At 50.5% G+C, this 16215-nt stretch carries 16 protein-coding genes; 4 read left to right on the forward strand and 12 right to left on the reverse strand.

The features are described from left to right. Window positions 1-36: 36 nt before the first annotated feature. The 9 genes from parC to rpoZ form a co-directional block, all read right to left on the reverse strand. Complete coding sequence (gene parC / locus ACP15Y_RS02310; protein WP_424981395.1) at window positions 37-2283, reverse strand: DNA topoisomerase IV subunit A; 2247 nt, start codon at window positions 2281-2283, stop codon at window positions 37-39. Between the two features lie 38 nt (window positions 2284-2321). Continuing rightward, window positions 2322-3098: a DNA repair protein RecO gene (gene recO, locus ACP15Y_RS02315; protein ID WP_424981396.1), complete on the reverse strand. Its 777-nt coding sequence runs from the start codon at window positions 3096-3098 to the stop codon at window positions 2322-2324. Continuing rightward, window positions 3052-3957 (reverse strand): GTPase Era, encoded by a 906-nt coding sequence (gene era / locus ACP15Y_RS02320; RefSeq protein WP_424981397.1) that lies wholly within the window; start codon window positions 3955-3957, stop codon window positions 3052-3054. Before era ends, recO begins: the two co-directional genes overlap by 47 nt. Beyond that, complete coding sequence (gene rnc, locus ACP15Y_RS02325) at window positions 3947-4657, reverse strand: ribonuclease III (protein WP_424981398.1); 711 nt, start codon at window positions 4655-4657, stop codon at window positions 3947-3949. The genes era and rnc overlap by 11 nt, the downstream gene beginning before the upstream one ends. Next, window positions 4654-5406, reverse strand: a complete 753-nt coding sequence (gene lepB / locus ACP15Y_RS02330) for a signal peptidase I (protein ID WP_424981399.1) — start codon at window positions 5404-5406, stop codon at window positions 4654-4656. Before lepB ends, rnc begins: the two co-directional genes overlap by 4 nt. 22 nt (window positions 5407-5428) lie before the next feature. Next, on the reverse strand, window positions 5429-5833 hold the full coding sequence (gene acpS / locus ACP15Y_RS02335; RefSeq protein ID WP_424981400.1) for a holo-ACP synthase: 405 nt from the start codon (window positions 5831-5833) through the stop codon (window positions 5429-5431). Between the two features lie 11 nt (window positions 5834-5844). Continuing rightward, window positions 5845-6429, reverse strand: a complete 585-nt coding sequence (gene pyrE, locus ACP15Y_RS02340) for an orotate phosphoribosyltransferase (protein WP_424981401.1) — start codon at window positions 6427-6429, stop codon at window positions 5845-5847. Next, window positions 6429-8708, reverse strand: a complete 2280-nt coding sequence (locus tag ACP15Y_RS02345) for a RelA/SpoT family protein (RefSeq protein WP_424981402.1) — start codon at window positions 8706-8708, stop codon at window positions 6429-6431. The genes pyrE and ACP15Y_RS02345 overlap by 1 nt, the downstream gene beginning before the upstream one ends. 109 nt (window positions 8709-8817) lie before the next feature. Next, window positions 8818-9192 carry a DNA-directed RNA polymerase subunit omega gene (rpoZ, locus tag ACP15Y_RS02350; RefSeq protein ID WP_424981403.1) on the reverse strand — a complete coding sequence of 125 codons (375 nt, stop codon included), beginning with the start codon at window positions 9190-9192 and terminating at the stop codon, window positions 8818-8820. A 287-nt stretch (window positions 9193-9479) separates the two neighbouring features. Between rpoZ and ACP15Y_RS02355 the strand changes: the two genes are divergently transcribed. Together ACP15Y_RS02355 and ACP15Y_RS02360 are read left to right on the forward strand one after the other, a co-directional pair. Further along, window positions 9480-10007 (forward strand): NYN domain-containing protein, encoded by a 528-nt coding sequence (locus tag ACP15Y_RS02355; protein WP_424981404.1) that lies wholly within the window; start codon window positions 9480-9482, stop codon window positions 10005-10007. Between the two features lie 152 nt (window positions 10008-10159). Next, window positions 10160-10696: a uracil-DNA glycosylase gene (locus tag ACP15Y_RS02360; protein WP_424981405.1), complete on the forward strand. Its 537-nt coding sequence runs from the start codon at window positions 10160-10162 to the stop codon at window positions 10694-10696. 6 nt (window positions 10697-10702) lie between these two features. Here the strand turns inward: ACP15Y_RS02360 and smpB are convergent, their stop codons facing one another. Then, on the reverse strand, window positions 10703-11185 hold the full coding sequence (gene smpB, locus ACP15Y_RS02365; RefSeq protein WP_424981406.1) for an SsrA-binding protein SmpB: 483 nt from the start codon (window positions 11183-11185) through the stop codon (window positions 10703-10705). A 3-nt stretch (window positions 11186-11188) separates the two neighbouring features. After that, window positions 11189-12067 carry a 4-hydroxy-tetrahydrodipicolinate synthase gene (gene dapA, locus ACP15Y_RS02370; RefSeq protein ID WP_424981407.1) on the reverse strand — a complete coding sequence of 293 codons (879 nt, stop codon included), beginning with the start codon at window positions 12065-12067 and terminating at the stop codon, window positions 11189-11191. 283 nt (window positions 12068-12350) lie between these two features. Here dapA and ACP15Y_RS02375 point away from each other — a divergent pair, with 283 nt between their 5' ends. Both ACP15Y_RS02375 and ACP15Y_RS02380 read left to right on the forward strand, forming a co-directional pair. After that, complete coding sequence (locus tag ACP15Y_RS02375; RefSeq protein WP_424981408.1) at window positions 12351-14417, forward strand: lytic transglycosylase domain-containing protein; 2067 nt, start codon at window positions 12351-12353, stop codon at window positions 14415-14417. Window positions 14418-14471: 54 nt separating this feature from the next. After that, complete coding sequence (locus ACP15Y_RS02380) at window positions 14472-15401, forward strand: alpha/beta fold hydrolase (protein WP_424981409.1); 930 nt, start codon at window positions 14472-14474, stop codon at window positions 15399-15401. A 38-nt stretch (window positions 15402-15439) separates the two neighbouring features. On the opposite strand, the gene ACP15Y_RS02385 is transcribed toward ACP15Y_RS02380, so the two are convergent. After that, window positions 15440-16069 carry a hypothetical protein gene (locus ACP15Y_RS02385; protein WP_424981410.1) on the reverse strand — a complete coding sequence of 210 codons (630 nt, stop codon included), beginning with the start codon at window positions 16067-16069 and terminating at the stop codon, window positions 15440-15442. Between the last annotated feature and the right edge of the window lie 146 nt (window positions 16070-16215).

Raw genomic sequence — 16215 nt, forward strand, 5'->3', positions numbered from 1 at the left:
ATCCCCGCGCTATGTATGCACGGGGATCTTGAAACTTTAGCCCTTGAACTTATTGTTTCTCGGGAAGCCTGGCGGTGGCTGACGTCCCGCATGGGCGCGTTCGCCAGACCATTCCATAAGCTCGTCAGCTTCGCGCTTGTAAGTGCGGCCAGAACTATCGGTCCAAGTTAGCCCCTCTTCACGGCTGAAGGTTTTCACATCAGACACGCCGCCATCTTTGTAGCGCTGCAAACGCACGCCTTTGCCGCGGCCCATCTCAGGTAATTGATCCAGCGGGAACACCAACAATTTCCGGTTTTGGCCAATAACGGCAACCATGTCGCCTTCGACTGGGGCGAAGATTTTGGCTTCAACTTTGCCAGACACATTCAGCACCTGCTTGCCCTTACGGGTGTTGGCGATCATCCCCTCTTCCGGCACAATAAAGCCATTGCCCAAATCAGACGCAATCAAGCGTTTCGCCTCGGCTTTAAAGACCACCAAATCCACAATATCGGTACCTTCTTCCATATCCACGAGAATACGAACTGGCTCGCCGTGTCCACGACCACCGGGCAACTTGTCGCCCAAAATCGTGTAAACTCGACCGTTGGTCGACAGCATCAGAAGTTTGTCGGTGGTTTGCGCATGTGCCCATAATTTCAGCTTGTCACCCGCCTTAAACGGAACAGAGCTCAAATCGGTCGTGTGGCCTTTCAGTGCACGAATCCAACCCTTTTCCGACATGATGACAGTGATTGGCTCGCGCTCAATCATTGCCGTTTGGATGTCGTCCAGATTCGCTTCAGGCGCATCTTCGAATGTGGTGCGCCGCTTGCCCATCTCGGTGTCTTTGTTGAATTCTTTTTTGATTTCGCGCACTTGCTCTGCAATGACTTCCCATTGCTTTTCGGTTGAACCGAGCAAGGCCACAAGACCGTCTTTTTCTTCGCTGAGCTTGTCGAATTCCTTGCGAATTTCGAACTCTTCCAACTTACGTAATGCCCGCAAGCGCATGTTCAAAATGGCTTCAGCTTGCACGTCGTTCAGCTCAAAACGCGCCATCAGCGCTTTCTTTGCATCATCCTCTTCACGGATAATGTGGATCACTTCGTCAATGTTGAGGTAAGCAATCAAGTAGCCGCCCAACACATTGAGGCGGTGTTCGATTTGGCCCAAGCGATAGTTAGATCGACGAACCAAAACCTCTTTACGGTGCTCCAGCCACGAAAGGAGCACTTCGCCCAACCCCATAACTTTTGGCACTGTGCCATGCGCCAACACGTTCATGTTGAGCGAGATTCGGCTTTCAAGATCTGTCAGCTTAAACAGCGACTCCATAAGCAGTACGGGGTCAACGGTGCGGCTTTTCGGCTCCAGCACCAAACGGATGTTCTCGTCCGACTCGTCGCGTACATCGCGCAACAGTGGCAGGCGCTTGGCCAACAATAGATCCGCAATTTTTTCGACCAGCCGCGATTTTTGGACCTGATATGGAATTTCGGTTACGACAATTTGGTAGCCACCGCGCCCCTGATCTTCGGTTTCCCAACGCGCGCGGCAACGAAAGCCGCCACGGCCTGTCTCATAGGCGTGAATGATCGTGTCCCGATCATCAACGAGAATACCGCCCGTTGGAAAATCTGGACCCTGCACATAATTGACCAAAGTCTCTGTGCGGGCATTTGGCGTTTTAATGAGGTGCAGCGCTGCATCGCAAAGTTCCGCTACATTGTGTGGTGGGATTGACGTCGCCATCCCCACGGCAATGCCGGAAGACCCGTTTGCCAGCAAGTTCGGAAAATTTGCTGGCAGAACGATTGGCTCTTCTTCTTCGCCATCATAGGTTTCACGGAAATCGACAGCATCTTCGGTAATGCCTTCCAGCAATCTGGCCGCGACGCCAGTAAGGCGCGCTTCGGTGTACCGCATCGCAGCAGCACTATCGCCATCAATGTTACCAAAGTTGCCCTGCCCGTCAGCCAAAGGATAGCGCACAGCAAAATCTTGCGCCAAGCGCACCAGAGCATCATAGACTGCTTGGTCACCGTGCGGGTGATATTTACCGATCACATCGCCAACCACACGCGCTGACTTTTTATAGCCCTGCCCGGGGTCAAGTTTCAGCAAGCGCATAGCGTGCAAGATACGTCTGTGCACAGGTTTCAGGCCATCGCGCACGTCGGGCAGCGCCCGCTGGGTAATGGTGGAAAGCGCATAGCTCAAATAGCGTTCTTCAAGCGCGCCGCGCAAATCAATTGTTGGCAGCTCACCGCCGCCATCAACAGGCGTTTGATCTCCCATGGGGATCCCTTTGGTTTAGTCGTTCCGAATCACTTTGATTATAGCGCTTTTACAAGGCCTTCGATTAGGCCCTGACGCATAGAAGGTGGGGATAATTGCCGTGGCGACCAAATATGCAGGTGCAAAAAATGCCCGGTCAGCCGAAATGCAGCGTCTATCGCATCTGCTTTGTCCATTTCAAGGCTGCCCCCAAGCACGTCCGGCAAAGCAAACAGCTTATCCTTATAGGCTTCACCCGCTGGTTTTGTAACCGCACGGCCAGTGCGTGGAGACACATAGCATAGCCCCTCCTCTTCGCCGGTCACCGCACAAGCTGACACATCGATGCCAAAGCCAAGTTCGTTCAGCAAACGCATCTCAAATTTGGCTAAAGCGCGTGCAAGTGTTTCGCCGTCCGCATCATTGTCATGCATGGCCAGCGCCTCAGCATAAAGCCTTGGATGCGGATCACGTTCGGGCAGAAGTCGCAAATGTTCGCAGAGCAATTGGCTTAGCGCCAAACGCTGGCGGCTTTCCATTAGACCAGCGGCGCGCAATTTTAGCGCTTCAACGGTGAACATTCCCAAATGGTCTGCCAGCCGCGCTCGCCAAACCAATTGGACCGAGTTCCCCGGTTGCAACAATGCAGCATATTTGCGGGAGCGACCACTTTTGACCAAACCTAGATGGCGACCGAATTCGGCAGTCATGGTTTCGATAATCACCGAGCTTTCCCCGTGCCTACGGGTGCCAATGATTAATCCTTCAGACTGCCACTCCATCGCGGACCTATTGCGGAAATTCGAGGCCCATTTCGCGATAGCGCGATGGGTCATCGGCCCATTTTTCACGCACTTTCACAAATAGGAACAGGTGAACTTTGGTCTCAAAAATCTCGGTCAGCTCTTTGCGCGACTCTTCGCCAATCTTTTTGATCGTTTGGCCGTTTTTACCCAACACAATCTTTTTGTGACCATCGCGGGACACATAGATGACTTGTTGAATGCGGTAGGAGCCGTCTTTTTGTGTTTTGAACTGCTCTGTCTCTACAGTCGCTGCATAAGGGATCTCTTCGTGAATACGCAAAAATAGTTTTTCGCGTGTCACTTCTGCCGCGGTGAGCGCCAAAGTTAGATCAGTCAGATGATCCTCTGGGAAATGCCAGGGTTCGATTGGCATAGCTTCTGCACAATAATCGACAAAGTCTTTTACTCCATCGCCTTTGAGTGCCGAGATCATAAAGGTTTGATCAAAGTTCAACTTTTCATTGATCTCTTGCGCAAGAGCCAACAAATTACTGCGCTCAACCTGATCGACCTTATTGAGGATGAGCGCCTTGGGTTGCTTATAATCGCTCAATCCGTCGATTAGCTCTTCAATTTGGCCGGTTAGCCCTTTTTTGCAGTCGATGATCAAGGCCAAAACATCTGCGTCAGCGGCACCAGACCATGCGGAATGCACCATCGCGCGATCTAAACGGCGCTTGGGTTTAAAGATACCTGGCGTGTCCACAAACACCATCTGGCTCTTTTCGAGCGTCACTACGCCACGCACCTGCGTGCGGGTTGTTTGGGCTTTGTGGGTCACAATAGACACTTTGGTGCCCACCAATGCATTCAGCAATGTTGATTTGCCCGCGTTAGGTGCGCCAACCAGCGCCACAAAGCCACATCGTGTATCAATATTATTTGTCATCTTCGGTCCAAATGCTCTCACGCACCAAAAATGCAGTGGCGGCTTCATGTTCTGCTATTTTTTTCGATTTGCCTGTGGCTTGCGCCAATTCGTGCCCGTCCAGCTTCACTGCGATTGTGAAAACAGGCGCGTGATCTGGCCCTTCGCGAGACACTTCTTCATATTTGGGCAGGTCCAATCCACGCGATTGTGCCCATTCCTGCAATGTGGTTTTGGCATCGCCACGCCCACTCATCGAGGATTTAAAGAAGCTGGCAAATTCGCGCTCAATAAAGATCTTGGCTGGTTCCAGCCCACCATCAAGGTAGATTGCGCCAATGATGGCTTCGCAAACATCGCCCAAAATGGCTTCCTTTTGCGCACCACCGGTGCGTGCTTCCGACTGGCCAAGTGCCAAGGCTGCGGGCACATTTAATTGTCTTGCCACCGCTGCACAGCTTTCTTTCCGCACAACCGCGTTCAACGCCCGAGATAGTTCACCTTCGTTGGCGCTTTTGTGATGCAAGTGCAGATATTCTGCAACCACAAGTCCCAAAACACGGTCGCCCAAAAATTCCAAACGTTGGTAGGATTGCTTAGTGCGGTTAGACGGCGCAATTGCACTTGAGTGCGTTAGCGCGCGGTTCAACAACTCGAAATCAATAAATTGATAATCGAGCCGTTCCACCAGCTTTTGGGTTTTGGGCGCTACTTGGGTCATTGATAGATCGATTCAAACATCCGATCCCAGCGTACATTGCCGGGCCAATTCCAAATTGCCCAAGGGTTCAAATTGTCCTTGATTGAGAAATAACGCACATCTGCTTTGCCAATGAAGTTCGCAAATGGCACATAGCCCACTGCTGAAAGAGAGCGGGAATCAAGCGAGCGGTCGCGGTTGTCGCCCATCATGAAATAATGATCTGCAGGTACTTTATAAACCGCAGTATTGTCATAGGCGCCTGTGTCAGAAATCTCTTGCACTGTGTAGCTTGTGCCATTGGGCAATGTTTCTGTGTAGGTGATCACTTCTACAGAAATGCCATTGCTGTCAGTATCGATGGCGGTGCCAGTGCGTTCCTTTTTCACAGGTTCGCCATTGATGTGCAGCACGCCTTTTTTCATCTGGATTTCGTCGCCAGGCAAGCCGATCACGCGCTTAATGTAAGCGTCACGCTGCGGCACAGGTTCAAACACAGCGATTTCACCACGCTCTGGCGTGCGGCCAAAAATTCGGCCATTGATGGGCACAGCTTTGAACGGGAATGAATAGCTGGAATAGCCATAGGTATATTTTGACGCCAAAATATAGTCACCGATTAGCAGGTTAGACTGCAACGATGCGGTAGGAATTGAAAAGGGCTGCCATAAGAAGCTGCGGATCACCAATGCGATGATAAGCGCCTGCACCAAAACGACAATGGTTTCCCAAATCTCGCTTTTGGCCGATTTTGCTGTTTTATCTGACATATTTTCCGCTTTTCTTTTTGTTTTAGGCGCGTGTTGGCTCAGCTTCGATAATCACAATCGCTTGAGCCATACCATTATCGTCTGTGATTGTTAAATGCAGATAGGGTGTGTAGCCTGTCGGCACAAGTCTTTCCAGTGCTTTTTGCGCACCGTTTGTCAATTCGATTGTCGGCTTGCCAGAAGGCATGTTCACCACGCCAATGTCGCGCCAATAAACAGCATGGGACATTCCGGTTCCCAGCGCTTTGGCACAGGCTTCTTTCGCTGCAAAGCGCTTTGCATAGCTGGCGGCGCGCTGCGCGCGCCGATCTGACTTGCGCTGTTCAATCTCGGTAAAGCAACGTTGCACGAAACGGTCACCAAAACGTTCCAACGTTTTTTCAACGCGCGCAATCTCGCAAATATCGTTGCCAATGCCGATGATCAAATTTCTGCCCCTTATTGCAAGCCGCGACTACCCGGCTTAATCGCAGGTATATTTTCCAATTCTGGCGGCAATTGGTCCGCCTCATAGGCGGGCACTTTGTAGCCAGTTAGCGCCACCAATGGCACGCCCACATCTGCCTCACCATCTGAACGGTCGACCAAGCAAGCGGCAGCCACAACATCGGCGCCCAAATCTTGCAAGCATTTGACACATTCGCGGATTGAAAGGCCAGTGGACACAATGTCCTCTACCACAATTACTTTTTCGCCCTTCTCAACATGGAAGCCGCGGCGCAATTCGAATTCGCCATTTACACGCTCTGTGAATATAGCAGGCACGCCCAAATGACGTGATGTTTCGTAACCCGGGATGATGCCACCAACAGCAGGCGATACAATTTGCGACACGTCGCCAAAGCCCTCGGCGCGAATTTTATCGGCCAACGCCTTGCACAAGATTTCCGACTTATCGGCGTGCATGAATACTTTTGCCTTTTGCAAAAACACCGGCGAGCGCAATCCGGACGATAAAATGAAGTGGCCTTCCAAAAGCGCATCACAGGAGCGGAAAATATCGAGCACATCTTGCTGGTTCATCAGGTTACCTTCGTTTCTAATTGCTTATATTGCTGGGTCAAACTATCCATGAGCGCCCCCTCTTCACAGGTGGCACGGCGCACGTTGGAGATTCCAACGATGCGTTTGATTGTTGTGGTGACGTCATTAAACTGCGCGATATCCTGCACCTCAATACAGAAGAGCATATCTGAGAAATCTGATCGCACAGTGCGAAACAGTAAATTGACGATATTGGCTTCACATGAGGCGATTGAGGATGAAATTTGGCCCAAAATGCCGGGCTTGTTGACTGATTGCACGACCATCACGACGGGGAATGTGGCATGCTTTTCAGCGTCCAAATCCCACAACACATCGACCCAAAGCGCATCCTTATCTTGATATTCAAGCAAAGCATCTGAACCGATTGGATAGACAGTCAGCACGCCATTGTCAGGCAGGATGCCGACCATACGGTCACCAGGCAACACGCCCTCACACGAAATTTCAACCGGCGTACCAAATTCAAGCTGCGCGCCGCCTAAGAAGTCAGCATCTACCGTTTGCCCGCCCGGTATACGGAATTTGAAGTTTTCGCCTTGCGCCAAAGAGAACCAGCCATCCTTGCTGGTGCCCACAGGTAAGCCCAAGGGTTTGCGCTTCCGTGTCCGCTCATAGCCTTTTAGCTGGTCAAGCTCATGCACCAAATCTTCACCTGAAAGCTGGGCTTCTCCCAACGCGACATAAAGCGCGTGCATGCTTTTATATTTTAGATGGCTGAGCATGGCGTCTTGCTCTTTTCGATCAATCGAAAAGGACTCGCGTTCCAGCAAAGCATCATAAATTTGCTTGCCTAGCCGCCCTGCTCGCTCCTGCGCAGCCAAGCGCAGCGAACGCCGGATTGCCGCTCGCGCCTTGCCTGTTATGGCAATATTTTCCCAATTTGGCGGCGGACGGTGCTTTTCGTCTCGGTCGATTTGCACTTCATCGCCATTGCGCAGCTTGGTGGTGAGTGGCATGGCCGTGCCGTTAATGCGACAGCCAACACATGCATTGCCAATGTCCGTGTGCACAGCAAAGGCAAAATCGATTGGCGTGGCACCGCGAGGCAGCGCAATCAAGCGACCGCGTGGCGTGAAGCAGAAAACTTGGTCTTGGAAAAGCTCTAGCTTTGTGTGCTCCAAAAACTCTTGCGGGTTCTCCCCTTCGGTCAAATGCTCGATGGTGTTGCGCAACCATGCATAGGCCCGACTTTCTTTTTCCAGCCGCTTCATATCGCCGGAAATTTCGTCTTTATAAAGCGCGTGGGCTGCGATCCCCATTTCAGCGATCGAGTTCATATCATGGGTGCGGATTTGAAGTTCCACCCGCTCCCGCTCTGGCCCCACAATGGTTGTGTGGATCGAGCGATAATCGTTCTGCTTGGGCGTTGAGATATAGTCTTTAAAACGCCCCGGCACGACTGACCAAGTTTGGTGCACAACGCCGAGCGTTTTGTAGCACATGTCTACGCTGTCAACGATGACCCGAAAACCGATAATGTCTGAAAGTTGCTCAAGACTGATGGATTTACGTTCCATCTTCTTAAAGACGGAAAAAGGCGCTTTCAGACGTGATGTTACGTCAGCAATAATTCCTGCATCAACAAAGCGTTGCGCCAATTCCATCCGAATTTCGTCAACCACCGCCCGATTGTCTTTCGCATAAGCGTTCAAATGGTTGCGGATCACTTCATATTGTTCAGGATGCAGCGTCTGGAATGACAAATCTTCCAGCTCGGAACGCATATCTTGCATACCCATACGGCCAGCAAGCGGCGCATAGATTTCCATCGTTTCTTGTGCGATGCGTTTCTTTTTGTGCTCCGGCACAAAGCCCAAGGTGCGCATATTGTGCAAACGGTCGGCCAGCTTAACCAACAGCACACGCACATCTTCCGAGATTGCCAATAGAAGTTTGCGCAAATTTTCGGCCTGCGCTTCTTCGCGGGAGCCGAGATTCAGGCGATCAATTTTGGTCAGGCCGTCAACAATCTCGCCGATTTCATGACCAAACATTTGGTCAATTTCGGCGCGTGTCGCATCAGTATCTTCAATTGTATCGTGCAAGAGCGCCACGGCGATGGTGGCGTCGTCCAAGTGCAGCTTGGTTAGAATGGCTGCAACTTCAAGGGGATGGGCGAAATATGGATCACCGGATGCGCGCGTTTGGCGACCATGCTTTTGCATGGCATAGACATAAGCTTTGTTGAGCAGCGCTTCATCCGCATTGGGATTATAAGCCTGCACCAGCTCAACAAGTTCATATTGGCGCATCATGGGCGGAAATGCAGCTCCGTTTGTCGGTCAAAAAGCATCTTAGAATCATAAAAAAGGCGCCGATTAAGGCGCCCTTCCATTATCGTGCAGCTCAGTGAAAGATGCAAGATTAATCGTCCCGACGATCCGGTGGAGAAAGACCTTCAATGCCGCGTAGAAGGTCTTCTTCGCTCATTGTGTCGAACACCATGCCTTCGTCGTCACCGCCGCCTTGACTTTCGATCATTGGCGCAGTTTCAGCTTCCGGCTCGTCCACTTCCACATATTTTTGGAGTGAGTGGATCAAATCTTCTTTCAAATCACCTGGTGAAATTGTGCCATCGCCAATTTCACGCAAAGCCACAACGGGGTTTTTGTCATTGTCGCGATCAACAGTGATAGGTGCCCCTGACGAAATCAATCGTGCACGGTGTGCAGCTAGCAAAACGAGCTCGAAACGATTAGGGATTTTTTCAATGCAATCTTCAACGGTAACGCGCGCCAAAGCAAATCTCCGCAATTTTGGATAATCAGTGGGGTGATCTACACCAAGCTGCTAGATTTTACAACCCGATAAATGAATTAACATTGTTTCATATAATTGAATCGACATATTCACCAAATATGATTTATGACTACGTTAAGTACGGAGGTCGCCTCTTGGACAAGGGTGGCCTTTTTGCTGTGTGTGCATGGAACCGCACATGTGGCATTGTGCTTATGGACTAGTAATGTTTTATCAAACGAATGCAGGTAATATTCGCCTGATAAGCAAAGTAAGGCTATTGTTTAATGTTTGATCCTCGCGAAAAGGTCATCTTGATAATGGATGGAGCCAACCTTTATGCCACAGCAAAGGCATTGGGCGCCGAATTGGACTATCGGCGTATGCTCTCAGAATTCCAAAGTCAGGCCTATTTATTACGCGCCTATTATTATACGGCACTGGTGGAAGATCAGGAATATTCCTCGATCCGCCCCCTCATCGACTGGTTAGATTATAATGGTTACACCGTTGTGACAAAACCAGCTAAAGAATACACCGACAATCAAGGCCGGCGTAAAATCAAAGGTAATATGGATATTGAGATTACCATTGATGCGCTTGATATGGCTGATAACTACGACCATTTGGTTCTGTTTTCAGGTGATGGTGATTTCACAGCGCTTGTTTCGGCTTTGCAGCGCAAGGGCAAAAAGGTGACTGTTGTTTCCACAAAAGCAACCTCTACCCCGATGATTTCGGACGATCTTCGGCGGCAGGCGGATTATTTTATGGATATTGCAGATCTGGCCAAATCGGTCGGTCGTGACGCTTAATTGCTTTTTGGACTAAGCTCTTAGCGAAACTTGAAGTGTGAGGTTTGATTTTGGTTGCGATTGACCCGCCTGAAAATTGCGGGCGTTGTCCGCGGCTAAAATCTTACCGACACGCCGCCAGGCAAAAATTCCCAGACTTTTTTAACGCGCCAGTGCCGAATTGGGCTGCGACGCGCCCGCGACTAATGGTGGTTGGCATGGCACCCGGCATGAAGGGAGCCAACCGCACTGGACGCCCCTTCACAGGGGATTTTGCGGGCGACCTCCTGTTTAAGACATTGGATCAGCACGGGTTCACCTCTGGCGAATTTGGCAATAGAGCTGATGACGGGTTGCAGCTTGTAGACTGCTCAATCATCAATGTTGTGCGGTGTGTTCCGCCGGAAAACAAACCAATTGCCAGCGAAGTCAATAATTGCCGCCGCTATTTGCTGGCGACACTAAAGCATTACGCAGATGTAGAAGTGTTTATCACTTTGGGCAGCGTGGCCCACAACGCATTTTTGAGCTGCTTTGACGTGCGCAAAAAGGACTATAAATTCGGGCACGGCGCACATCATAAACTGCCCACTGGGCAAACCTTGCTCGCCAGCTATCATTGCTCACGCTACAATGTGAACACCAATGTCCTTACGCCGGATATGTTTAGTGATGTTTTTGGGGCTGCCAGAGAAATTCTAAACAAATAGAATCGCTTAGCCCATTTCTTTCAACAAACGATTCTTCTGGCGCGACCAGTCACGTTTTTGTTCAGTTTCGCGCTTGTCGTGCTGCTTTTTACCCTTGGCGATTCCAATGAGTAGCTTGGCCATACCCCGGTCGTTGAAATATAGTTTGAGCGGCACAATTGTATTGCCCTGCTTTTCAACAGCGGACATCAAGCGACTCATCTCCCGCTTTTTCAACAGTAATTTGCGCCGACGACGCTCGTCATGGTTGAAGCGGTTGGCCTGCAAATATTCAGGAATATGTGCGTTGATAAGCCAAATTTCACCATCTTCGGGCGAGGCATAACTTTCAGTGATTTGCGCCTTACCATTACGCAGGCTTTTCACCTCAGTGCCTTCCAGCACCAAGCCTGCTTCCATTGTATCCAAGATTTCATAGTCAAAGCGGGCGCGGCGGTTTTCCGCCACGAGCCCTGTGCTTTTCAATGAGTTATTCTTTTTTGGCGCCATGGATTAATTGATAAGTCCTGCGTGAATCAATGCTTCGTCAACGGCCAACTTGGTTTGTGGCGTAATTGGTGACAATGGCAAACGCGTATCTGCATTGCAAAGTCCCAAACGCTCAGCCGCATATTTTACCGGCACTGGGCTCGGATCTAAGAACAATGCCTTGTGCAACGGTGCTAGGCGATCTTGGATCGCCAAGGCTGCTTCATAATTGCCGTCCAAAGTCGCTTGCTGCATTTCAGCACACAAACGCGGGGCGATGTTCGAGGTTACAGAGATGCACCCTACTCCGCCATGCGCATTAAAGCCGAGCGCAGAAATGTCTTCGCCAGAGAGCTGAATGAAATCGGGCCCCAAAATACTGCGTTGCTGAGACACTCGCGCCATATCGGCTGTTGCGTCCTTCACGCCTACAATGTTCGGACATTCTTCCGTTAGCCGCTTCATCGTATCGACATTTATGTCGACGATGGACCGCCCTGGAATATTATACAAAATCATTGGCAGCTTGGTCGATTTAGCAATCGCGCTGAAATGGGCAAACAAGCCTTCTTGATTTGGCTTGTTGTAGTAAGGCGAAACGGAAAGGATCGCATCAGCCCCTGCTTCCTCAGCAAATTCAGCAAAGCCGATGGCTTCGCGTGTGGAGTTTGAGCCAGCGCCGGCAATCACCGGCACCCGTTTGTTCGCTGCCTCAACACAAATCTTGATGATCCGTTTATGCTCTTCATGGCTAACGGTCGGTGATTCACCGGTAGTTCCCACGGGAACCAATCCAGACGTGCCTTCATTGATCTGCCAGTCGATGAAACGTCTAAATGCAGCTTCATCAACCTCGCCGTTATTAAATGGCGTGATCAAAGCGGTAATTGAGGCGCGAAACATCCCTTCACATCCTTTTTTCATTTTGTTCGTTGGCATGTTGACACCATGTTGGCGCAAAAAGGTCAAACTTTTTCCGCGTTTTTAGCGCAGAAAGACCCGAGTTGCTCACCATAATAAGCTGAAAAGATGGCAACAAGCCCTGTTTCTAAGATTGGATAAGGCAAATTGATTAAAATTCAATCTAAACCAATCATTCACCTAAATTCGCTAGACTTTGTTCATGGGTCCGGCAGTCCGAACATGCCGTCAAAAAATTGTATCGCGTAATTTGACAGGTTTAACAATGCTTTCTTCAAGCACGATTTCTATTCGCCAGTTTTTCCCTCGCCGCGCAGCTTCCTTGCGTGCGCTGTTGATGGGCTCAGCGCTTATGATGTCTGGAGCAATCGCTTCTCCGACATTTGCGCAAGTGCAGATTGATCCAGTGACCACGAGTTCTACAGGCGGCGCTGGCAGCGTGATCATGCAAGGCGCAAAAGGCAGCGCACAATTTCAAAACGCATTAAACGCCCTACGCGATCAGAAATATGCCGATGCCTATAACGCGGCGCGCGGATTTTCCAACAATGTTGAACGCCGTGCTATTCAATGGGCCGCGATTTATTTCGGCAAAGATGAAATCGACCACACAACGATCCTTCGTTTCCAGTCAGATGCGCCGCATTTCGCCACTGCCAGCACATATAAAACGCGGCTGGAGCAGTCTATGCTCAAGCGCGATCTGCCTTACACAGAAGTAATTCAGCTTTTGGGTGGGCAGATGCCTAACTTGGTGAACGCGCAAATCGAACTGGCTGACGCCTATGTGAAGGATGGCCAAGTCGCCCGTGCTGGACGCATCATCAAAGATGTTTGGGTGAACAATTTTCTCGATGCCGCCACAGAAAAAGATCTCTACCAGCGCTATCGCGGTCAGCTGACCAACGCTGAACATTGGGCACGCGCCAATCGGCTGTTGATGCATGATCGCGCCCGTGCGGTTGAACGCATATTCGGCGAGTTTTCGCCTGCGCAACAAAGCCTGTTGCAGGCGGTGATCGCAGTTGCGCGTAAAGACAACAAGTCGCAAACGCTTTTAGACCGTGTTGATCCTCAATATCGCAATCACAACTTGTTCCATTGGGCAAATGCTGAATGGGCGCAGTTGCGCGGCTCCGATGCTGGTGCCGTTGCCCATTTGAACCGCGCGGCGGGTAAACTGCCGGAAAGTCACTTGTGGTGGTACAAACGCCGCTATTTGGCGCGTGAGTTGCTGGAATCTGGCGATAAGAAAAATGCCTATTTGGCCGCCGCTGGATATACAAATGGTCCCGAAGGTCGCGTAGTGGATGCTCAATTCCATGCGGGCTGGATCGCTCTGCGTTTCCTTGGTGATGCGGCCACTGCGTCGAAACACTTTGAGAAGATGGCTTCCTTGTCGACATTGCCCTCCTGCATTAGTGAATCCAACTATTGGTGGGGCCGTGCTTTTGAGGCAATGGGGCAGATTGAAAATGCCCGCGTGAAATATCAGCGCGCCGCCCAACATGATGATTATTATTACGGTCAGCTGGCTTCCCATAAGTTGAACGTGCAGCAATTGCGGCTTTCTCCCCTGCCTGCTTGGCAAGATGCGGAAGCCGGGTTTAACCGGCGGGAATTGGTTCAGGCCATTCGCCTGTTTGAAGGCAATAAAACATATGGATTTGCGCGGCCACTTATTCGCCGCCTGATTTATCAGGTAAAGGCGCCTGGTGAAATGCTCTTAACTGCACGCTTGGCACAGGACATCGAAGCCCACGACCTGGCCATCCTTATGGCAAGTATTTCGAGCAATCGCGGCGTCGATTTGGATTTGTTTGAGTTTCCGAAAGACGGACTGCCAAAGAACCAACTTGCAGCCATTGATGCAGCTGCCGTTTATGCGGTGGCACGGCAGGAGAGCCGCTTTGATCGCACGGCGCAATCGCATTCAGGCGCGTTAGGTTTGATGCAATTGATGCCTGGTACTGCCAAGGAAACTGCCGGAAAATTGGGTCTTAGCTATTCAAAATCACGCTTGACCAGCGACCCTTCTTACAATGCATTGTTGGGCTCAACCTATTTGAAAGCCCAACTGGAACGGTATGATGGGTCGCTCGTATTGGCCGCTGCGGCGTACAATGCAGGTGCTGGCAATGTGAACAAATGGCTGAAGCGATTTGGTGACCCACGGTCTGGCAAAATCGATGTTGTGGATTGGATTGAACTTATCCCCTTCACTGAAACTCGCGGATATGTCCAGAAAGTGCTTGCCAACTATCAGGTTTATCGCGTTCGTTTGGGCGATAGTCGCTTGCGTTTGGCCAACTATTTGATGAAGATCGACTAATTCGGGTCGATCTTGCACCTATTGCCCGGCAACAAAAGCTGGTATAGCCAAATTATGGATCAAAACATCGCGTCGCAGGATAGTGAAGAACAGCTTGTTCGTCTGCTTACGAGCGGCGATGGCGCGCGACAGATCGCCTATCATATGCAAGGTGATTTTGACGATCCGCAAAAACTCCCCATTATTTGTCTTGCTGGACTTCAGCGCAATATGGAAGATTTTTCGGCATTTGCTGAGAAGTTTTCGGACTTTACCAAACGCGATTGGCCGATCATTCGTATCGACCTCATTGGCCGCGGCCACGCCCGCAAGGAACGTCCATATCGCGCCTATTCCACATTGCATGATGCGGATGACATGGCAGAATTTTGCCGTGCCAAGGCGATTGAAGAAGCCATATGGTTCGGTCAGGGGCATGGCGGGCAAGTGATTATGGCATTAGCAGCTCAACGCCCAACACTCATCGCTGGCGCAATCCTGTGCGATGCTGGTCCCATCATAAATGTGCGCGGATTGGTTCGCTTACGCAACAATATGGCTTATTTGTCAAAGTTGCGGGGCAAAAATGCAGTGCGCGATTTGATGCGCCGCATGTTGCGGGTCGATTATCCCAGTTTGGGAGACGGTCTATTGGACCAAATCGCAGCGCGCACCCATAAAACAGATGCTAAGTCGCGCCTCAAACCTCGATTTGATATGCGTCTGGCTCATCAGCTCAAAGAACTCGAGAATGATGATGTGTTGCAAGCCAATTGGCACCTTTTCGACGCCTTGGCTAATGTGCCAATTTTGCTGATGCGTACCCAACATACAGATCTGCTGCGGTCAGAAGTGTTTCATATGATGTGCGACAGGCGACCAGATGCCCCCAATGTTGAAATTATTGGTGAAGGCACGCCTGCCCTTTTAGAGAGAGCAGAAGAGATGAACGCCCTCGCCGATTTCGTGCTGCACACATGCAAATGGCACAAAAAACGCGGCTAAGAAGCCGCGTTGTTCAATCTCTATCCACTTTAAAATGACTAGCCATTTTCTTTGGCGAGCGCCTTGGCTTGCTTGACCCATTCTTCGCGATCAATACGCCCCTTAAACGACAGCTCTTCGTCAAACCATTTCACGTCTTTGCGCTTCCAAGCCGCAACCTGTTCATAGTGATAGATGCCTTTTTCATTGAGCGTAGACTCGATTTTAGGACCAACACCTTTGATCTTTTTCAAATCGTCCTTTTTGCCATCGCGTGGTGCGGTGAGCAATTCGGGCTTATCATTCACAGCTTTTGCAGCGGTTTTGGCGGCAGGCTTACGTGCGGCCGTTTTTTTGGCAGGTGCTTTGGCGGCTGGTTTCTTCGTTGCAGGTTTCGCAGCGGCTGGCTTTGCCGCAGGCTTCTTTGCAGTTGTTTTTGGGGTTGGCGCCTTTTTAGCGACCTCCGCTACACTATCCTTTTCCGCTGTTTTTGCCGCAGTTGCTGTTGGCGCGTTTTTTTCAACATTGCTTGCTTCTTCCTCGCTCCGCGTGGAAGGCGTTACATTTGGAGCTGGTTGTGCGGCCGTTTCCGCCCCCATGGTCCAGCGGCGCACATAATATCCGAATAGGCAGCCCAATAGGAAAAAGGCCAGCATCAGCAGAACGATTTCAATTAGATGCGGTGTCATTGTGCCCCTCCCGGATTATTCTTTGTTTTGTTCAACAGAAACGCTGAACCAACCGGTCAACACCCCGATGATCAGCGCAAGACTGAAATATAGCCAATATTGTGAAATCAGAAATCCGATGGTTTGGAAAAACATCTGACTCTCCC

Source organism: Maritalea sp. S77, from assembly GCF_049801075.1.
GTDB lineage: Bacteria > Pseudomonadota > Alphaproteobacteria > Rhizobiales > Devosiaceae > Maritalea.